Source organism: Paracoccus denitrificans (assembly GCF_900100045.1).
In the GTDB taxonomy this organism is placed as follows: domain Bacteria; phylum Pseudomonadota; class Alphaproteobacteria; order Rhodobacterales; family Rhodobacteraceae; genus Paracoccus; species Paracoccus denitrificans.
In genome coordinates this window covers 17625-38104 of sequence record NZ_FNEA01000013.1, presented here as the reverse complement: position 1 = coordinate 38104, position 20480 = coordinate 17625, and the positions used below count along the sequence as shown (strand labels likewise).

At 69.5% G+C, this 20480-nt stretch carries 12 protein-coding genes; 6 read left to right on the top strand and 6 right to left on the bottom strand.

The window, feature by feature from the left end; all coding sequences use genetic code 11:
* Window positions 1-292: 292 nt before the first annotated feature.
* From BLT64_RS12895 to BLT64_RS12885, 3 genes are all read right to left on the bottom strand, one after another.
* Window positions 293-2080, bottom strand: a complete 1788-nt coding sequence (locus tag BLT64_RS12895) for an ABC transporter ATP-binding protein (RefSeq protein ID WP_011749288.1) — start codon at window positions 2078-2080, stop codon at window positions 293-295.
* Window positions 2077-3879, bottom strand: a complete 1803-nt coding sequence (locus tag BLT64_RS12890) for an ABC transporter ATP-binding protein (protein WP_011749287.1) — start codon at window positions 3877-3879, stop codon at window positions 2077-2079. Before BLT64_RS12890 ends, BLT64_RS12895 begins: the two co-directional genes overlap by 4 nt.
* Window positions 3880-4130: 251 nt before the next feature.
* Window positions 4131-4379, bottom strand: a complete 249-nt coding sequence (locus BLT64_RS12885) for a phosphopantetheine-binding protein (RefSeq protein ID WP_011749286.1) — start codon at window positions 4377-4379, stop codon at window positions 4131-4133.
* A gap of 105 nt (window positions 4380-4484) precedes the next feature.
* Here BLT64_RS12885 and BLT64_RS12880 point away from each other — a divergent pair, with 105 nt between their 5' ends.
* Entirely contained in the window at window positions 4485-10196 is a 5712-nt protein-coding gene (locus BLT64_RS12880) for a non-ribosomal peptide synthetase (protein ID WP_011749285.1), read from the top strand.
* Here the strand turns inward: BLT64_RS12880 and BLT64_RS12875 are convergent.
* On the bottom strand, window positions 10136-11320 hold the full coding sequence (locus tag BLT64_RS12875; RefSeq protein WP_011749284.1) for an LLM class flavin-dependent oxidoreductase: 1185 nt from the start codon (window positions 11318-11320) through the stop codon (window positions 10136-10138). The genes BLT64_RS12880 and BLT64_RS12875 overlap by 61 nt on opposite strands.
* A gap of 83 nt (window positions 11321-11403) precedes the next feature.
* Between BLT64_RS12875 and BLT64_RS12870 the strand changes: the two genes are divergently transcribed.
* The 4 genes from BLT64_RS12870 to BLT64_RS12855 are packed head-to-tail and all read left to right on the top strand — an operon-like array spanning window position 11404 to window position 15200.
* A complete protein-coding gene (locus BLT64_RS12870) occupies window positions 11404-12183 on the top strand; it encodes an ABC transporter ATP-binding protein (RefSeq protein ID WP_011749283.1) in 780 nt (259 codons plus the stop codon).
* The gene (locus BLT64_RS12865) at window positions 12180-13178 is read left to right on the top strand and encodes a FecCD family ABC transporter permease (protein WP_011749282.1); all 999 of its coding nucleotides are present in this window, start codon (window positions 12180-12182) and stop codon (window positions 13176-13178) included. The genes BLT64_RS12870 and BLT64_RS12865 overlap by 4 nt, the downstream gene beginning before the upstream one ends.
* Complete coding sequence (locus tag BLT64_RS12860; RefSeq protein WP_011749281.1) at window positions 13175-14209, top strand: iron ABC transporter permease; 1035 nt, start codon at window positions 13175-13177, stop codon at window positions 14207-14209. Before BLT64_RS12865 ends, BLT64_RS12860 begins: the two co-directional genes overlap by 4 nt.
* Before the next feature lie 13 nt (window positions 14210-14222).
* On the top strand, window positions 14223-15200 hold the full coding sequence (locus BLT64_RS12855) for an ABC transporter substrate-binding protein (protein ID WP_011749280.1): 978 nt from the start codon (window positions 14223-14225) through the stop codon (window positions 15198-15200).
* Here BLT64_RS12855 and BLT64_RS12850 read toward each other — a convergent pair.
* A complete protein-coding gene (locus BLT64_RS12850; RefSeq protein WP_011749279.1) occupies window positions 15135-15590 on the bottom strand; it encodes a chorismate mutase in 456 nt (151 codons plus the stop codon). The two genes, BLT64_RS12855 and BLT64_RS12850, sit on opposite strands and share 66 nt — an antisense overlap.
* Entirely contained in the window at window positions 15587-17254 is a 1668-nt protein-coding gene (locus BLT64_RS12845; protein WP_011749278.1) for a (2,3-dihydroxybenzoyl)adenylate synthase, read from the bottom strand. Before BLT64_RS12845 ends, BLT64_RS12850 begins: the two co-directional genes overlap by 4 nt.
* Before the next feature lie 359 nt (window positions 17255-17613).
* On the opposite strand from BLT64_RS12845, the gene BLT64_RS12840 reads away from it, so the two are divergent.
* Window positions 17614-19692 carry a TonB-dependent receptor gene (locus tag BLT64_RS12840; RefSeq protein WP_011749277.1) on the top strand — a complete coding sequence of 693 codons (2079 nt, stop codon included), beginning with the start codon at window positions 17614-17616 and terminating at the stop codon, window positions 19690-19692.
* Window positions 19693-20480: the final 788 nt, after the last annotated feature.

The following is a 20480-nucleotide window of genomic DNA, read 5'->3' as shown; positions in this document are numbered from 1 at the left end:
CCGGGCGATGATCCTTCCGCAGGCGATGCCCGCGAACAACGCGGCCGACAGGATACCGCCTGGAGGCACCGACAACCGCTATCCCCTTGCCTTAGGCCAGCCTGTTCCCGTGCATCGGTCGCCCGGCGATGATCGCCCGCAAACCGGCGCCGGAGCAGTAATCAGCGCAGGCAGAGGCTGTAGTGTCGGCACGATAAAGCTCCCCCCGGCAATCGCCATTGCCGTCCTGACGCAGCGACATCCAGCTACTGCCAACGCATCATTGCGTTATCAGCGGGTGTTCCTGTCCGGATCACGCCCGACCCGACCAGATCTTCGCCGCCAGCTGCGCCTCCCACATCGCGCGGTAGCGGCCCGGCCGCGCCAGCAGCGCGGAATGCGTGCCGAGTTGGACGACGCGCCCGTCATCCACGACAGCGATCTGATCCGCGCCGGCGATGGTCGACAGCCGATGGGCGATCACGATGACCGTGCGGTCGCGCACGACGGCATCGATGGCGCGCTGAACGGCACGTTCGCTTTCGGTATCCAGTGCCGCAGTCGGCTCGTCCAGGATCAGGATCGGCGCGTCCTTCAAAAGCGCGCGCGCGATCGAGATGCGCTGACGCTCCCCTCCTGACAGGCGGCTGCCGATCTCGCCCAGGGGCGTATTCCAGCCAAGCGGAAGCCGCTCGATGAAATCGAGGCATTGCGCGGCACGGGCAGCCTCGCGGACCTCGGCCTCGGTCGCATCCGGGCGGGCCATGCGGATATTGGCCATGACGGTGTCGTTGAACAGATGCACGTCCTGGAACACCACGGACAGCATCCCGCGCAGGGCGCTTTCGGGGATCTGGCGCAGATCCGCCCCGCCGATCAGGATGCGGCCCTTCTGGGGATCGGCATGGCGCAGGATCAGTCGCGCCAGCGTGGTCTTGCCCGATCCCGAGGGGCCGACGAATGCGGTCAGGCTGCCCTCGGGGATCGTCAGATCGACATCGCGCAGGGCCGGGGCATCGGCCCCTGCATAGGCAAAGCTGGCAGCTTCGAATCTGATGCCGCAGTGTGCCGGCGTTCGCGCGGGCAATGCCTGATCCAGGGGTGAAATGGCAAGCAGCGCCTTGATCCGGTCCAAGGCTGCCTCGATCAATTCCAGGATCGCGGTATAGAGAATGAAGGTCGCCAGCGGCTCGGACAGCCGCACCACGATCACCAGAAGCGCGGCGAGAAGCGCGAGATCCATCTCTCCCGCGACCACGAAGGCCACGCCGAGCCCAAGCATCAGGACCAGCCCGAGCTCGACAACGGTCGAGACGATGAGATTCGGCTTTTCTCCCTTGCGATGCCCGTAGATCTGGATCTCCTCCAGCTTGCGGAACGTCCGTTCAAGCCTGCCGGCGCGCGCTCCGGCCTGCAACGCGGCGCGCAGCACGGGCAGGCCCTGCGTGTATTCCAGCACATCCGCATTCGCCTGCTGGTGGGCGGCGCCCAGAATGCGCTTGCCACGCCCGATCGCGGGCCGGCGCCAGCGATACAGGGGCAGGATGGCGGGAAACACCACCAGGACCAGCAGCCCTGCGCGCCAGTCCAGCACCAGCAGCGCCAGCCCCGTCACCAGCGGCGTGACGACCGAGATGAAGATCAGGTTGAGAATGGTCAGCGTGGTCAGAAGGTTTTCATCGACGTTGTTGATGACCATCGAGTTCAGCTCGCCGGTGCGGTGGCCGTGCAGCATTTCCAGCGGCATGCGCCGCATCTGCTCGCCCAGCCGCAGCCGGACACGATGCGTGGCCGCGGCCATGCGGCCGTTGAAGTCGAAGCCCTGCGCCCACCACCTTGCCGCGGTCGCCGCGACCATGAGGATCGTGCAGATCCCCAGCCAGCGCAATGCGCCCGGCCAGTCCCTGCCGTCGAAGGCTGCGACAAGGACCGGCGCGATGGCAGCCAGCGCCAGCCCCTGCAACGCTGCGGCAAGCAAGAGGCCAAGAATGGCAGCCCGCAAGCGCGGGGCGTCCTCGCCCACGCTGTCCTGCAACTGGCGCCAGGTCTCGCGGATCGCGGTTGGGCCGGGGCGGCCGGCCGGGATGGTGCGCCCGGTCATTCGGCGGCTCCCTTCCTCATGTGTCCCAGGGTCCAGGCCTGCGCCTCGGCATGGCTGGCCCAAAGCCGTGCATAGCGCCCCGGCTGTGCCAGCAGGTCGTGGTGGCGACCCGCCTGGACAAGCCGGCCCGCATCGAAGACCAGGATCTGGTCGGCATGGACGACGCTTTGCAGGCGGTGGGTGACCGTGATCACCGTCTTGCCACGGGTGAGTTCGCCAAGCGCACGGATCAGCGCGGCCTCGTTTTCCGGATCTGCAAAGGCCGTCGCTTCGTCCAGGACAAGGACGGGCCGGTTCTGCAGGATCGCACGGGCGATGGTGATGCGCTGCCGCTGGCCGCCCGACAGCAGCGCGCCCCGCTCGCCGGCCGGCGTGTCGTAACCCTGGGGGAGCGCCGCGATGAAATCATGCGCCTGCGCGGCGCGGGCCGCGGCGATCACCTCCTCATCGGTCGCATCGGGACAACCGAGCCTGATATTCTCGGCGATGCTGTCGGAAAACAGGAAGGTATCCTGAAAGACGAAGGCCACCTGCCGCATCAGGTCGTCGGCGCCCATGTCGCGAATATCGACCCCGCCGATCAGGATGCGGCCGCCGGTCACGTCCCAGAACCGCGGGATCAGCCGCGCAACGGTGCTTTTGCCCGCGCCGGACGGCCCGACCAGCGCCGTCACGCTGCCGGGTACGGCAACGAAGCTGACATGGCGCAGCGCCTCGGTCTCGTCGGGGCCATAGCGAAAGCTCACATCGTCGAAGACCACGCCGGAATCCGCCGGCCGGCGCGAGTGGCCCTGCGCCGGGACCGGCAACAGCGGCGCGGCCAGCACGTCATGGATGCGCGCGATCGACAGCCGCACCTTGTCGATCATGTGGCGCAGCATCATCATCGGCATGACCGATTCGGCCATTCCGGTGCATAGCAGAAGAATTGCCAGCCACCGCACCGCGTCCAGCTCGCCCTCCCGGACCTGCCAGAGCCCCAGCCACAGCACGACGGCCAGCGTCGGAAGCGGGCTGAGGATCGCCCAGGTCATGCGGACCGAACGGCCCGAGTCACGATACCACCGCGCCAGCACCGCCAGATAGGCGTCGAGCGCCTGCTGATACCGGCCAAAGCTGGAATGGCCGGTGTCGAAATTGCGCACCACCGGCATCGCCTGCACGAACTCGACCACCGCTGCGCTGACCTTCTCGCGCGCCTCGTTGTACAGCCGCGCCATGTTGCGCCGGCGCTTCTGCGCGCCGCGCATCGACAGGATGCCCAGGCCCAGAACCGCCAGCACCGCCAGCGCCAACCGCCAGTCGAGCCAGAACAGGATCGCCGCCGTGGCCAGCGGCGTGACATAGGCGCGGGCATAAAGCGGCGTGCTGTCGGCGACGAAGACGTGCAAGGCCTTGACGTCGTCGTGGATCACCTTGGTCAGCCCGCCGGCGCCCAGGGCCTGGATATAGCCCAGGGGAACCTCGGCCATCCGTTCGGCCAGACGGCTTCGCAGGATACGCTCCAGCCGGAAGGCAGCATAGTGGGACTGGTTGAACGCACCCAGCCGGGCCAGATAGCTGGCGACCGTCCCCGCCAAAGCACCCAGCATCCAGACCCACGGCACCTGGCCCGGATGATCGCGCAGCGCCAGGACCGTCATCGCCAGGCAGATCATCGTGGCAAGGACCGCCAGTCCCGAAACCGCGCCCAACCCCATCGCAAGGCGGATCTGGCGACGCACGGGTTCCATGATGGCCCAGGCCCGGTCGTCGTCATCCCCGCGCTCGGGCCTTGCGGCATGGCTGGCAGCTCTCATGCGCCCTGCTCCCTTGGCATGCAGAGGGGCCGGATGAGGGCTATCCCGGCCCTTGGGGCAGGCGGGTCAGAACCCGTCGCCGGATCGATTCCGCGGACCCGGCGGTTGACCGCCCTGCAATATCGGGGGCGTTCGTCGACGAGGGTGTGGGCACAGCCATGGACTCCATCCAGTTCGATGCCGTGTAGGTCACGCGGGCCTTGGGGACCGTCTGTCCGAGCAAACGTGTCAACCAGATCGCACGTCATGATCTAGGGCCGCCGCGCCTGGATCAGGCGCCACCAGCCCTCGATGCTGGGCTCGTGAAGCAGTTCCCGCGCGCTCAGCGTGATGCCCGCCTGCTTCAGCTCGGCGACCAGCTTCAGCACCGACAGCGAATCCAGCCCCAAGAATAGCAGGTTTTCATCGGAACCAATATCCGCCTCGTCGGGAATAAGGGCCCACACGCGCGCTTCCAGCCATGCCCGGTCAAGCGTTTCGATAGATCCGATGTCGTTCATTCCGATCCCGTCCTGTCCTGTCCTGCGCAGCCAAGGCCGTTCCTTGACATCGCCATTAGTTGAGTATTTTTATCAACCACTATCGCCAGACGCAAGGGGATGAACATGGACCTGACCGCCATGCAGGCAGCCTATTGGACCGGGCGCGATTGGAAGGGGCCGGGCGGCGGCGTATCCGCGCATCTGCATACCGAGTTCCAGCCGGCGGGGCTGGAGCCGCGGCGGCTGGACCGCGCGGTGCGCGGGCTGTTCCGCCGGCACCCGATGCTGCGGCTGCGGGTCACGGCCGCGGGCCAGCAGGTGATCCAGCCGCTAGACGACCGCCACGCCTTGCGGCTTGACGACCTGCGGGAACTGGCGCCGGACCAGGCACAGGAACGGCTGGCCGCGACACGGCGGCGGATGACGCATCAGCGGCTGGACATCGCCTCGGGCGAAGCGGCAGAGTTCCGGCTGAGCCTGCTGCCCGGCGGCGAACAGCGGCTGCATATCGACCTGGACATGATCGCGGCCGATCCGTCCTGCTTCGGGCTGGTCATGGACGACTTGGCCCGGCTTTACGAGGATCCGGCCGGGATCGCTGCGTCCGAGGAACCCGAGAGCTGCTATTTCGACTACCTGGCCCGGCTGCCCCCCGACCCGGCCGAGGTGGCGGACCGGGAATGGTGGCGGGCGCGGCTACGCGACCTGCCGTCGCCGCCCTCGCTGCCGCTGCGCGACCAGGCCGGCGCGCCGGAAAGCACCCGGATCTCGGCCCTGCTGCCGCCGGCGCGGGCCGCGGCGCTGCGGGGGCTTGCGCGTGAATTGCGGGTCACGCAGACCGCGCTTTACCTGGCGGTCTTTGCCGCCGTGCTGGCGCGGGCGACGGGCGACCGGGCCTTTCGCCTGACGCTGCCGGGCTTCTTCCGCGCCCCGGTGATGCGCGGCGCCTCGCGGCTGGTCGGGGATTTCACCAATATCCTGCCGCTCGGCCTGCGGGTCGGGCCCGAGGCCACGCTGGCCGGACTGGCGCGCGAGGCAGGGCGCGAGATCGCCGAGGCGCTGTCGCATCAGGCCTGCCCCGGCGTCGCCGTGCTGCGCGAGATGTCACGCGGCGGCCAGGGCGTGGAATCCGCGCCGGTGGTCTTTACCAGCGGGCTCGACCTGGACGGGGCGCAGCGCCAGCTGCTCAGCCCGCGCGTCGGCCGGCTGTTCGGGCGGCTGGTCTGGAGCGTGTCGCAGGCGCCGCAGGTCGCGCTGGACGTGCAGGTCGCCGCGCTGGCCGAGGGCGTGCTGCTGAATTGGGACCTGCGGCTGGACGCGTTGCCCGAGGACTGGGTGCGCGCCGGTTTCGATGCCTGCCACGCGGCGCTGTGCCGGCTGGCCGATGCGCCCGATCTGGCGGCGGCGCCGCTGTCGGACTGGTTGCCAGCGCCGATGCGGATGCGGCGGCTGGGCGAGCTGCAAAAGGCCTATCTGCTGGGCCGCGAGGCCGAGCTGCCGCTGGGCCGCACCGCCATGCAGGAATATCGCTGCTATCGCGGCCCGCTGGATGCCGAAGCCCTGGCGCGCCGGGCCGAGGCGCTGATCGAGCGGCATGAGGCGCTGCGCTGCCGGCTCGACCCTGAATATTCGGCGCTGCGCGTGCTGGACGAAGCCGAACCGCCGCTGGAACGGATCGACCTTTCGGATATGGGTGCCGATGAGGCCGAGGCACGGCTGGCCGCCCTGCAGGACGAGTTCGCCCGCGCGCCGCTGCCGCTGGACGGGCTGCTGTGGCGGCTGGTGCTGGTCGAGATGCCGCAGCCCCGCGACCAGGCGCTGCTGGTCAAGATGGACGCCCTGCCGCTGGACGGCGCCGGGATCGCGCAGGTCGTCGCCGAATTGCTGGCGCCCGAACTGCCCCCGGCCTGCGCCCTGCCCGCACCGCCCCTCGAACAGGCCGACCGCGCCGCCGATGCCGCCTGGTGGCGCGCGCGTCTGGCCGGCGTCGAGGGGCCGCCCTGCCTGCCCTGGCGGCAGCCGCTGGACGGCATCGACCGCCCGCGCTGGCGCCGCGACAGCCGCCGCATCCCGCGCGATCAGCTGGCGCGCCTGGCCCGGCTGGCGGCGGCGCAGAAACTGACCCGCAACAGCATCGCCATGGCCGTGGTGCTGGAGGTGCTGGCGCGCTGGACCCCGGACCTGGCGCCCTGTGTCGCGGTGCCGGTGGCGCCGCCGCCGGGCGGGGCGCTGGCCAACCGCTCGTCCTTCGTCGCCGTCGATTATCGCGCCGACCGGGGCAGCTTCCTGGATCATGCCCGCCGGCTGCAAGAGGACCTGTTGGAGGGAATGGCGCATCCCGGCCTGTCGGGCATCGGCCTCAGCCGGCTGCTGCTGTCGCAGATGGGCGGTCGGATCGCGCTGCCGGTGGTGCTGACCAACGGCATGGGCTGGGACCGGGTGCCCGCCGATGCCGGGCTGCGGCTGGTGGACGGGCTGGTGCAGACCCCGCAGGTCGCGCTGGACCTGCGGCTGGCGCTGGATGCGGAGGGTGCGCTGCTGCTGCAAGCCGATCACGTCGAGCAGGCGCTGGAGCCTGCGGTCGTCGGCGCGTTGCTGGACGCCGCCGCCCGCGCCTTCGCCGCGCTGGCCGAACGGGACGAGCTGACCCTGGCCGGCGCCGATTTCCTGCCGCCGCCGCCCGCGGCCCCCGCCGGGGCGGAACATGCCGGCCCCGGCCATCTGGAGCGCATCGCGGCGCAGCTGTTCGACGGCGATCCCGACCGCACGGCCCTGATCTGCGACACCCGCAGCACCAGCTACGGCGCGCTTGGCCTGCGGGTGCGGCGCGTGATGGCCGGGCTGGCCGCGCGCGGGCTCGCGCCGGGCGACATGGTCGCGATCTGTCTGCCGCGCGGACCCGAGCATCTGGTGCTGACGCTGGCCTGCGCCTTCTCGGGGCTGGTCTGGGTGCCCATCGACGCCGCCGCGCCGCCCGAGCGGCGCGACTACCTGCTGCGCAATTCCGCGCCGCGGCTGGTCGTGGCCGGGACCGACCTGCCCGGCTGGCCGCTGGCCTCGCCCCGCACCCTCGAAGCGCATGACCCGGCCCCGATCCCGCAGGGACTGGCCGCGCTGTCCCGTTCCGAAGCGGCGGCCTATTACCTTTACACCTCGGGCACCACCGGGCGGCCGAAATGCGTGGTGCTGAACAACCGCGCCACCGCGAATGTCATCGGCCATACGCTGGATGCCTGGGGGATCGGGGCCCAGGACGCGGTGATCTCGGTCACGCCGCTGCATCACGACATGTCGGTCTTCGACCTGTTCGGCACCCTGGCCGCCGGCGCGCGACTGGTCATGCCCGCGCCGGCCGAGGAAAAGGACGCCCTTGCCTGGAACCGTCTGGTGCGCGACCACGGCGTGACCGTCTGGTGCTCGGTCCCCGCCATCGTCGAGATGCTGCTGGCCTGTGCGCCGGATGACGGGCTGACCTCGCTGCGGCTGGTGGCGCAGGGCGGCGACTACATCAAGCCGGCGGTGATCGACCGGCTGCGCCGGCTGCGGCCCGATGCGGCGCTGTGGTCGCTGGGCGGCCCGACCGAGACCACGATCTGGAGCATCTGGCACCGGATCGGCCCCGAGGACGACCGCATCATCCCCTATGGCCGCGCCCTGCCCGGCAACCGCTACCTGCTGCTGAACCCGCAGGGCGAACCCTGCCCCGAGGGCGTGGCCGGCCGCATCCACACCACGGGCGTGAACCTGGCGCTCGGCTATCTGCGCGACGGCGCGCTGGAACAGACCGACTTCACCGAGGTCGGGGGCATCCGCGCCTTTCGCAGCGGCGACCTGGGGCGGCTGCGCGGCGACGGCACCATCCTGTTCGACAGCCGGGTGAACGGCTATGTCAAGGTGCGCGGCGTGCGCATCTCGCTGGCCGATGTCGAGGCCGAGCTGGCCGCCCATCCCGCCGTCGCGCAGGCCCTGGTCGTGGACATTCCCGACGCGCGGGGCGAGAAGGTGCTGGCCGCGCTGGTCGCCGGCCGCGATCTGCCCGAACCGGCCGCGCTGCGCGCCTTCCTGCGCGAACGGCTGCCGCAATCGCACCTTCCCGACCGCATCCTTGCAATCCCGGCGCTGCCGCTGTCGGCCAACGGCAAGCCCGACCGCCGCCGCGCGCGCCAGATCGCGGGCCAGCCCGGCCCCGAGCCGACCGCACCGCCAGAAGCGCCAGGTGCCGAGCCGGCGGACGCGCTGACGGGCCTGATCCTAGCCGCCTTCCGCGAGGCGCTCGGCGCGCCCGGAATGGGGCCCGAGGACGATTTCTTCGACCATGGCGGGCATTCGCTGGTCGCGACCCGGATCATCGGCAGGCTGCAGGCCGAGCATGGCATCGCCCTGCGCTTCACCGACATCTTCCGCCATCCGACCGCCCTCGCGCTGGCCGGGATCGCCACCCGCAGCGCGCCGGCCGCACCGATGCCCGCAGCCGGGGACGACGCGGCCGGGCCCCAGGCGGCGCCCCTGTCGCTGGCGCAGCAATCGCTGTGGAAGGCCTATGCCGCCTTCGGCTATGGCGGCATCTTCAACCTGCCCTTTGCCCTGCGTTTCCCGACTCCGGTGGACGAAGCGGTCTTCGGCCTGGCCTTCGGCGACCTGATCCGCCGCCATCCCGTGCTGCGCAGCCATTTCCGCGAGGAAAACGGCACGCCGCTGCAAGAAGTGGTCCCGGTCGAGCGGCTGGGCGATTATCGCTGGTTCTGGACCAGCGCCGAGGCGGGCGAGGCAAACCGCCGGACCGAGGCCGGCCATGTCTTCGACCTTGCCCGCGAATTGCCGCTGCGGCTGCGCTTCTTCCGCGAGGGGGACGAGCAGGTGCTGTCCATGCTGTTCCACCATATCGTGCTGGACGAATGGTCGCTGAACCTGCTGATGGACCAGCTTGACCACGCCTATCGCCAGCGCGCGGCGGGGCTGGCGCCGGAATGGCCCGACCAACCGCCGGGCTTCCACCGCTTCGCCGCCGCGCAAAGGGCGGCGGATACGGACCGCGCGCATCTGGACTACTGGCTGGATCACCTGCGCGGCGCGCCGCGTGCCCGCCCGATCCTCGGCGCTGCGCCGGGCGGACAGGACCCGCAGGGCGGCTGGACCCGGATCGACCTGCCGGCCGAGGTCGCACGCGGGCTTTACGCCACGGCGCGGCGCAACGCGGCCTCGCTTTTCGCGACGGCCTATGCGGCGATCGGCGCGGCGCTGGGGCGGCTGGGCGGCATCGGCGACCTGGTGATCGGCACCTCGGCCTCGGGGCGCAACGATCCGGCCTGGTTCGACACGGTGGGCTATTTCACCACCATGACCGCGCATCGGCTGGCGCTGGGGGCGCAGGACACGCCCGCCGCGCTGATCGCGCAGGTCCGCGACCGCATCGCCCGGTCGCTGCCGCATTCCGAGGTCCCGCTGGACCTGGTGGGCGAGGCGCTGACCGGCAATCCCGTCACCCGGCTGGACGAGATGTTCGAGGTCTTCATCCAGATCCACGCCCGGAACCGGATGAACGGCGCCATCGCGCTGATGGACGGCAGCCGCGTCGAATACCGGCAGATCGACCCCGACAAGGCGGAATCGCTGCTGGGCCTGCAATTCGAGATCGTCGAGGACGTGGCGGACGAGACCGCCGGCCTGCGCATCATGCTAAGCCATCGCGCCGACCGCTACGGCCCCGCCGAAATCCGCCGGATCACCGAAGCGGTCGAGGCGATGCTGGCCCGCTTTGCACAGCCGCAGGACGATCAGCCGCTGGACGCCGGCGAGGCAAGCCCCAGATGCGCGGCCAGCGTCTCTCCGGCATAGGCGTGGCGAAAGCGCCGCGCCTCGGCCAGCGCCGGGACCAGTTCGGACAGCAGCAGGTCCAGCGATTCCCCGCTGCCGCCCGGCAGGGCGATGAAGCCGTCCATGGCCCCGGCATCCGACCAGGCGGCGATCTCGGCCAGGGCCTCGGCCGGGGTGCCGACGAAAGTCCAGTGCCCGGAATTGGCCACCTCGGGCCGCAGCAGCAGGTCGCGCAGGGGCGGGCTTTCCTGCCGGATCAGCCGCTGCAGCAGCCCCGAATGGGTGCGGCTGCGCAGCGCCGCGTCCCCGGCCGGCAGGTCCGCGGGGGTCAGGGGGCGGTCCTCGGGCCAGTCGCCCAGGTCGCGGCCGACCAGCGCCCCCAGCTTGGCCCGCAGCGCGGCAGGATCGCGGCGGGCCTGCGCCTCGCGGAACATCTCCTGCGCCTCGCTCCGGCTGGGCGCCAGATAGGCGTGAAAGCCCGGCAGCAGCCGCGGCGCGTCGTCGCGGCCGGCGGCGCGGGCCCGGCGCTGCAGGTCCGACCGCAGCTCTTGCCCCGCGGCAGGGTCGGGGACCGAGGCGAAGATCGCATCGGCGACCGAGGCGGCGAAGCCGCGGCCCTCGGCCGAGGCGCCGGCCTGGAACAGCGCGACGCGCGCGGGATGGCGCGGCACGTTCAGCGGCCCCTCGACCTGATAGAAGGCGCCGCAATGGTCGATGGCCGCCAGCCCTTCGGCACCGTGGCTGTCCCAAAGGCGGCGCACGACATCGGTGAACTCGGCCGCGCGGGCGTAACGCTCGGCCGCCGAGGGCATGGCGGCAAGGCCGAAATTCCGCTCTCCATCCAGCGCGGTGACGATGTTCCAGCCCGCCCGGCCGTTGCTGAGCCAGTTCAGCGTCTGCAATTGCCGCGCGGCGACATAGGGCGGGTTGAAACTGGTCGAGACCGTCGTGACCAGCCCGATCCGCCGCGTCGCCCCGGCCACGGCGGTCAGCACCAGCGTCGGATCCAGCGCCGCCCGCGCGATGCGCGGCCTCGGCCCGGACCGCCAGCGCGCAATCCAGCGCCAGCGCCTGGTCCGGGGCCGGCGGCGGCCCCCAGGTCCGGGCAAGGGCCAGACCGATATGCAGCATCCGCGCCATCGCATGCTCCTCGTGAAATTGCGTCTGGATAATTCCGAGTGTTTTACTTTACGAACCGGAGGACGCGATTGCCAGCCGGAGTGAAAACGTGATCCGCATCCAGGGCCTGACGGTCGGCTATGGCCGAAAGCCGGTCATTCGCGGGCTGGACGCCAGCTTCGCGCCAAGGCGCTTCACCGCGCTGGTCGGGCCGAACGGCTGCGGCAAATCGACGCTGCTGAAGGCGGTGATGGGCTTTCTGCGTCCCCAGGCCGGCCGCGTCACGCTGGACGGCGTGCCCATGGCGCGCATCCCGCGCCGGGCGCTGGCACGGCGCATCGCCTGGCTGCCGCAAGAGAATCATTGCCCCGACTACCTGACCCTGGGCGAGCTGGTCGAGATGGGCGGCCATGCCCGGCAGGGGCTTTTCGCCGGGCCGGACGACCGCGACCGGCTGCTGTTTCGCGAGGCGCTGCGCACCGTCGGGCTGCAGGATCAGGCACATCTGCCGGTCAATGCCCTGTCCGGCGGCCAGCGGCAGCGTGCCTTCATCGCCATGGTGCTGGCGCAGGACACGCCCATCGTGCTGATGGACGAGCCGGTGAACCACCTGGACGTCACCTATCAATATGCCCTGCTGGGGCTGGTGCGCGACCTGACGCGGCGCCATGGCCGCACGGTGGTCTCGGTCCTGCACGACCTGAACCTGGCGCTGAGCTTCGCCGACGAGGTGGTGATGATGTCAGGGGGCGAGGCCCGCGCCTCGGGGCCGGTGGCCGAGGTCCTGAACGCCGCGAACCTGCGCGAGGTCTTCGACCTCGACGCGCAGGTCATCCGCCACGAGGGGCGGCGGATCTGCCTGCCCGCCCTGCCGGAGCCCAGCGCATGAGGCGCGGCTTTCCGGTCCTTGCGGCGCTGGCGCTGGCGCTTTGCCTGCTGCTGGCCCTGTCGGCGGGCGAAAGCTGGATCCCGCCCTCGGGGATCTGGGCCGCGCTGGCCCGCTTTGACGAGACGCGGCAGGCGGATGTCATCGTGATCTACCAGCGCCTGCCGCGCGCGCTGATCGCCATGCTGGCCGGGGCGGCGCTGTCCATGTCGGGGGCGGTCCTGCAGGGGGTGCTGCGCAACCCGCTGGCCTCGCCCTCGCTGGTCGGGATCAATGCCGGGGCGGCGCTGGCGGTGGTGGCCGGCGCCTTCCTGCTGGGGCTGGAGCCGCGGGCGCAGGGATCGGCCGCGCTGGCGGGCGGCGGCCTGGGCTTCCTGGCCAGCCTCGGCGTCGCGCGGCTGGCCGGCCATGCGCATGATCCGCGCGGGCTGGCGCTGATCCTGTCCGGGGCGATCGTCTCGATGTTCCTGGGCGGGCTGACTCAGGCGCTGCTGCTGTCCGATCCGGCGCTGCGGCAGGATTACCTGGGCTGGCTGGGCGGCAATGTCAGCCATGTCCATGCGGAAAGGCTGGCGGATTTCTGGTGGCTGGCGGCGCTTGGCATGGCGGCGATGCTGCTGCTGGCCCGCCGGCTGTCGCTGCTGGCGCTGGGGGCCGAGAAGGCCGCCTCGCTGGGCATCGACGTGGCGCGCACGCAACTTCTGGCGCTGGGGGCGGCGGTTCTGGCCTCGGCCTCGGCGGTGGCGATCTGCGGACCGCTGGGGTTTCTGGGACTGGTGGTGCCGCATCTGGTGCGGCCGCTGACGGGCGCACGCTTCGGCGCGCTGCTGCCGGGCTGCGCCCTGGCCGGGGCCTGCCTGTGCCTGCTGGCCGACCTGATCGCACGCATGGCGCTTGCCCCCTTGGCGCTACATACCGGCGTCGTGCTGGAGCTTCTAGGCGGCATCGCCTTCATGCTGATGGTGCGCCGCTTCTACCTGCGCGGAGCCGAGGCATGAGCAGCCGCGCCCTGGACGGCCGCCGCGTGCTGCGCCTGCCGGGCGGGATGCAGATCGGACTGGCGAATCTGGCCGCCGCGCTGGCCCTGACGCTGGCGAGCCTGGGGCTGGGGGCAGTTTCGCTGTCCTGGGGCGAGACGCGGCTGGACCTGCTGGCGCCGCTGGATGCGGATCAGGCCTTTGCGCTTTACCAGGTGCGGCTGCCGCGCCTGCTTCTGGGCTTCATGGCGGGCTGGTCGGTGGCGCTGGCCGGCGCCATGCTGCAATCGCTGGCCCGCAATCCGCTGGCCGATCCGAGCCTGCTGGGCCTGTCGCAGGGCGCGATGGTCGCGATCATGGTCCTGACCGTGCTGGCCCCCGGCCTGCCGCCGGCATGGCTGCCGGTCGCGGCGCTGCTGGGCGGCCTTGCGGTCGCGGCGCTGCTGCTGGCGCTGGTCCGCGGCCATGCCGGGGGGCTGGCCGTGCTGCTGATGGGCATTGCGCTGGAATCGACGCTTTCGGCGGTGACGGCGGTGCTGGTCCTCTATACCCCGCCCGAGACCTCGCATGCGCTGGCCGGCTGGATGGCCGGGTCGCTGGCGCTGGCCGACTGGCCGCGGGTGACGATGCTGGCGCCATGGTTCGCCGCCAGCCCGATCGCCATCCTGCTGCTTGGCCGGGCGCTGCGGCTGATCGACCTCGGCGCGCCCATGGCGATGGCGCTGGGGCTGGATGCGGCACGGACGCGGGTGGCGGTCCTGATCGTTGCGGTGCTGCTGAGCTCGGCCGCCTTGACGGCGGTGGGGCCGCTGATGTTCCTCGGGGTCATGGCACCGCAGCTGGCGGCGGCGCTGTCGCCCGCCTCGGGCCGGGCGCGTCTGGTGCTGGCGGCGCTGACCGGCGGGCTGCTGGTCACGGCGGCCGACATGCTGGCGCGCAACGCCGGCACCGATATCGGCCTGCCGGTCGGGCTGGTCCTGGTGACGCTGGGCGCGCCGCTTTTCGTGCTGGCGATGCGGATGCGGCTGTTCCTGCGGATGAGTTCAAGCTGAAAAGGAGGACGAGATGCGCCGATTGCTGATGACCGCCCTTGTGGCGCTGGCCGCCATCGGGACGGGACAGGCCGCCGAGGTGACCGACGACACGGGGCGGCAGGTGCGGATCCCCGACGACCCGCAGCGCGTCGTGGCGCTGCACGAGCCGGTGCTGGCGGTGCCGCTGATCGAGCTGGGCGTGCCGGTCGTCGGAATCTACGGCCGGGGCGACGACGGCTCCAGCCTGACCGCGGTGGATTTCCTGCACGAGATGCTGGGACGTTCCAAGGATGCCGACCCGATTCCCGGGATCGGCCCGGTGGGCAGCATCAACTTGGAAAAGCTGCGCGCACTGCGGCCCGACCTGATCATCGGCACCGATTACGATGCCGGCAAGGCCAAGGCCCTGTCCCAGGCGGCGCCGGTCTATCTGCAGAACAGCAGCGCCGCGACCGCCCACGGCTTCAGCGTGCAGGAGGAGCTGGCGCGCGTCCTGCATCGCGAGGACCGCTTTCGCGAACTCAGGACCGCCTATCAGGCCCGGCTTGACGGATTGCGCGGCCGGTTTCCCGACCGCCTGCCCAAGGCGCCGGGGGAAAGGACCTATCTCATCGTCATGCTGACCGACCAGGCCAATGTCGTGGCCGGCATGTCCGGCGCGGTGCAGGCCCTGGAGGACCTGGGCTATCGCCGGGCCGAGATCGCCGGCGAGGGCTCGACCCGGCAGTCGCGCTCGATGCTGATCCTGCCCATCGGGGCCGAAAGCCTGGCCGGCCTGAACCCCGACCTGTTGCTGGTGATGACCAGCTTCGCCGCCCCGGCGCGGGACGAGGCGGCCGCGCGCGCGGCGCTGGACCGCCTTTCGCCCGGCTGGGACCGTTTCATGGCCCCGGCGCGCGAGGGACGGGTGGTGTTCCTGGATTCCGCCAGGGTCACCAGCCCCTCAGTCGCCAGCGCCATGCACACGCTCGACGCGGTCGAGGGCTGGCTCGCTGGGAGGCCGCGCTGACGGCGACGGCGCCGGGGCCGACGACCGGCGGTGGTCTGCAGCCGATTGCCCCGCACGGCAGGCCCGCCAATGCGCCACCTGCTGGCGGATGAACCATTCCGCCACCTGCCCGAACAGGGGGCCGATGAAATCGGGGGCGAGGCCCGCCTCGGCGGCCCAGGCCGCGCGTTCGTCCAGCATCTGCCGCACCCGCTCCGGCGCGGGGATCGAGGCGATGTCGGGCTTGAAGTCCGCCGCGGCCAGCACATAGCGCAGCCGCAGCCCCAGCAGCCCGACGATGCGGGCGTCGATCATGTCGATGCCGCGCCGGACGTCGCCCAGCCCCGCCACGGCTTCCGGCGGGACCAGGTCCGGCGCCAGATCCTCGGGCGCCACGACGGCCGGGCTCATGCACTCTCCTCCTGCCGGGCAGCGACGGGATCGGGGAAATGCGCCTCGCGCAGTTGCTCGCGCAACTGGCGCTTGTTGACCTTGCCGACGCCGGTTTGCGGAAAGCGATCCAGCACGATCACCTCGTCGGGGATCTTGAAGGCGGCAAGCCCGGCCTCGGCCAGATGGCGGCGCAGCGCACCCGGCCGGGGCGTGGTGCCCGGCGCGGCCAGCACGAAGGCACAAAGCCTTTCGCCCATCAGCGCATCGGGCCGCCCCACCACCGCCGCATCCAGCACCGAGGCATGGGCGACCAGCAGATCCTCGACCTCGTCCACGCCGATCTTTTCGCCGCCCCGGTTCACCTGGTCCTTGGCCCGCCCCTCGACGATAATCGCGCCGTCGGCGTCGCGCCGCGCGATGTCGCCCGAGCGATAGAAGCCGTCGGCGGTGAAGGCCTGGGCATTGTGCCCGGCCATGTCGTAATAGCCGCGGATCGTGTAGGGGCCGCGGACCTGCAGCTCGCCCGGCTCGCCGATGGCGGCCTCGCGCCCATCCGGGCGGATGATGCGCAGCTCGTCCCAGGGCGACATGGGTCGGCCCTGGGTGTTCACGATACGCTCCTCGCTGTCGGTCAGCGCGGTGAAGCAGACCAGCCCCTCGGCCATGCCGAAGACCTGCTGCAGCTGGCAACCCAGCTCCGGCCGGATGCGCCGGGCGCTGGACGGGTTCAACTTGGCGCCGCCGACCTGCAGCAGTTGCAGCGACGACAGGTCCGCCCCCAGCCCGGCCTGCGCATCCAGCCACAGCAGCGCCAGCGGCGGCACCAGCGCGGTCATCGTGACGCGATGGCGGGCGATCAGGTCGAAGCAGATCCCGGCCTCGGGCTCGGGTGCGACGACCACCGTGCCCCCGGCCCACAGCGTGCCCAGGAAACCCGGACAGGCCATCGGGAAGTTGTGCATCATCGGCAGAACGCACAGATAGCGCGTATCGCCGTCCAGCCCGCTGGCCGCCACCGCCATCCGGATGTTGTAGAGATATTCCATGTGCCGGCGCGGGATCAGCTTGGGCACGCCGGTCGTCCCGCCCGAGATCTGGAAACAGGCCACGTCCTCGGCATTGGGACCGGCCGGCAACGGGAGATCGGGACGGAACAGGCTGTCGAAGGGCGTCGCGTCTCGGCCGTCGCCCAGCGCCACCACGTGCCGAACCGAGGGAACCCTCTCTTGCACCCGCCGGGCCAGCGCGACCATGTCATACCCCTTGGGCTCCTGTGCCGTCAGGATCGCGCGGGCGCCGGTGAAATCGGCAAACTGGCCAAGCTCAAGGTCGCGATGCCCGGGCAAGGCCAGCACCGGCACGACGCCCAGCCGGCAAAGCGCGAAGAACAGCGTGACGAATTCCCCGCAATTGGGGAATTGCACCACCACCCGGTCGCCGCGGACCAGCCCCAGCGCCGAAAGCCCGCCCGCCAATGCCAGCGCATCGCAGTGCAACCGGTCGTAACCGATCTGCCGCGCACCGTCGATCAGGGCGATCCGCCGACCCAGCCGCCCGGCTTGCCGCGCCAGAAGGTCGAAGAATGTCTCGTATCGCCAGATCCCGGCCTCGCGGTAACGGTCAGCAACGTCCCGGGGCCAGAACGGGCAGCGGGCCTGCCAGTCCAGAGCGTGATCTGCCACAGCAATCTCCTTTCGCAATCCGCTGGCGAAGGGTGGGCAAATCTTCCTTGATAGGGAGAACCATGTCCGCTCCGCCGAAATCCCGACCGTGACGACTGGCGGAGGGCTGAACGCACGGTATCTTATCTTTTTTATCGGATTACTGTCGCACAACTGCAGATGGGTGTAAAGTGATCCTGCGGCGCAGGTTGTGGCGCAGGGGTCACGCCCTGGATTCCCAGGCGCCGCCGCCCCTTGCCCCGAGCCTTGTCAATCGGTTAACCCGGCGCTGTCGCTCGGCGGTTTCCCGCCGGGGGAACGGAATCGCAAATCGCAGCCAGCATTCGCCAGCCCGCAGTAGATCTGGATAGGGTTTGGAGATGAATGGACGTAAAATCCCGGTGCTGCTTGGCACGGTCGCCATGCTGGCATTGGCCACGGCCCCCGCGCTGGCTCAGGACAATCAGGGCATGGCCGAGACGCTGCGGCTGGACGAAATCGTCCTGACCGGCGAAAAGCAGGCGCGCAGCATCAAGGATACCGCCTCTTCGGTGGCCGTCCTGACCACGCGCGACCTTGAGGAGAGCGGCGGGCAGGACAGCATCGCCGATGCGGCGACGGGCATCGCCAACGTGACCTATGTCGCCTCGGGCGGCCAAGGCGGCGCCCCCACCATCCGCGGGCAGGACAGCGAAGGCCCCAATTCCGGCGCGGTGGCCTTCTTCGGCGGCACGGCCCCGCGGCTGGCCTTCAATCTGGACGGTCATTACCTAGGCTATAACGAGATCGTCTGGGGCAGCCAGGCGCTTTGGGACGTCGAGTCGATCGAGGTCTTTCGCGGCCCACAGACCGCGACCCAGGGCGCAAACTCGATCGCCGGGGCGATCATCGTCAAGACCAAGGATCCGACTTTCCAGCCCGAGGGCGCCGCGCAGCTGGAATATGGTAGCCACAACCGCCGCCGCGCCAGCCTGATGGCCTCGGGACCCTTGTCCGAGGATCTGGCCGGGCGCATCGCCGTCGACTACTGGGCGCGCGACAATTACATCGACTATACCAACCCCGACTTCGCGGTGGGCTCGACCGACCAGAACCATGAATCCCGCACCATCCGCGCCAAGCTGCTATGGCAGCCGAAGGACCTGCCGGGATTCGAGGGCAAGCTGACCTTCTCGCACAGCCTGACCAACCGGCCGAACTGGGAAGCCGCGACCGAGCCCTATGAGGATCTGGAAAGCGCCACCGCCTCGAACCCCAGCTGGCGGCTGCGCACGAACACCACCATCCTGGATGTCAGCTATGATTTCGGCAATGGCTGGACGGTGTTCAACCAGCTGCAATATTCCGATATCTGGGTCAAACGCTCGACCGAGCCGGTCAACGCGGGCACGGCGATCCTGGACCAGGACGTGACCTCGAACGAGACGCGCGTGACCTTCGGCTCGCCCGAGGACCGGATCAGCGGCGTGGCGGGACTGTTCGTCTCGCGCACCGATTCGGACGAGCTTCTGGATTACCGCGGCACCACCACCTATGACGACCGCAAGGACAGCCTGGGGATATTCGCCGAAACCACCTGGCGCCTTGCCGACCGCTGGAGCCTGACCGGCGGGCTGCGCTATCAGCGCGACGACATCACCCGGCGCGGCGTGTCGAGCTTTACTCCGAACGTGCTGGATTACGACGAAAGCTTCGACGCCTGGCTGCCCAAGCTGGCGCTGGCCTATGACCTGGACGCATCGACCCGCATCGGCGCCATGATCAGCAAGGGCTACAACCCCGGCGGGGTGACGCTGAACCTGACCAGCGGCGAATATGTGCCCTTCGACGCCGAGACCTCGTGGAACTACGAGATCTTCGGCCGCACCCGGTTGCTCGACGACCGGCTGGAGTTGACCGGAAACCTCTTCTACACCCAGCTCCATGATGCGCAGCGCTATGTCGTGACCAGCCTGCCCGAGAACATCGGCAGTTCGATCACCGTCAATGCCGAGCGCGCCAAGTCCTATGGCCTGGAACTGGGGATGGACTATCTGGTGCGCGACAATCTGCGGGTCAAGGCGGGGCTGGGCCTGCTGCATACCGAGATCAGCCGCTTCACCAGCGCGGCGGCGGATTACCAGGGCCATCGCTTCGGCCGGTCCCCCGACTATACGCTTTCGCTGGCGGCCGATTGGGACATCACCCCGGAATGGCGGCTCAGCGGCCAGCTGCGCCACACCGACGGCTATTATTCCGACGACAACGAGGACCGCGACACCTGGGTCGATTCCTATACCGTGGCCAATGCCCGGCTGACCTGGCAACCGCGCGAGAACCTGCAGGCCTTCGCCTATGTCAACAACCTGTTCGACGACCGCTCGGTGACCTATCTGCGGGCCAGCCGCTCGATCGGCGGCTTCGAGGCCACCGTGGTCGAGCCACGTGAGGTGGGTATCGGCCTGAAGGTGACGTTCTGATCCAAAGGGTGCCCCGGCAGCGACCGGGGCATCCTCCCTGCCCCCAAGCCGGACCCCGACGCGGATGTCGCCGAAGCCCACGCAAAGATTTGTTCGATGAGGTCGCATCGGATCAAGCGCCTCTATCATTTCTTTTCCTCCATCGCAAAACATACCTTGGGATCTGCGAGGAGCGGCCATGCTGATGTGAGGAAGAAAATCGCCCTCCTCACCAACCATCGCTCGCATGGCATGAAAAATTGATCCGTGACGGCACTCGTAGACTCAAAGTGCCCCTTTACAACGGGGAAAATATCCCGCGCAATCGAGGAAATTATCCTGCAGACATAATTGCCAATCAGTGTTCCACTCCAGACGGGATAGGCTTGTCAATAGATTCGAACAACTCCACCACCACCGACACGGAGCAGCGTGGAAGATTGGCAATTGTCGTTGTCCGTATCTTTGGCTGTTACGCTTGCAAGCGCCATGAGCAATGGATTATAGAGAGTTTGAGCATCAAGGTTAACACAGCTTTTAAAGGCCACGCCTCCAATGTCTCCAGAATCTGTCGACCGCACAAGGCCAAGCCACGTCATCAGGATTGGAATTCATCATGCGCATCAAACATGATATTCCCCGCCGGCTCTGCTTTTCCAAAGATACACCAGCAATTTTTTGCTTTCGTTACTGTCGGCACGGTGGCGTGCTTTCACCAAAATCAAAACGGTAAACTAGTGGTGTCGGGACCTCACCAAGTCTCAACCCTTTGATCGCGGTTACATAGTGAATTACCCACTCAACCGCAA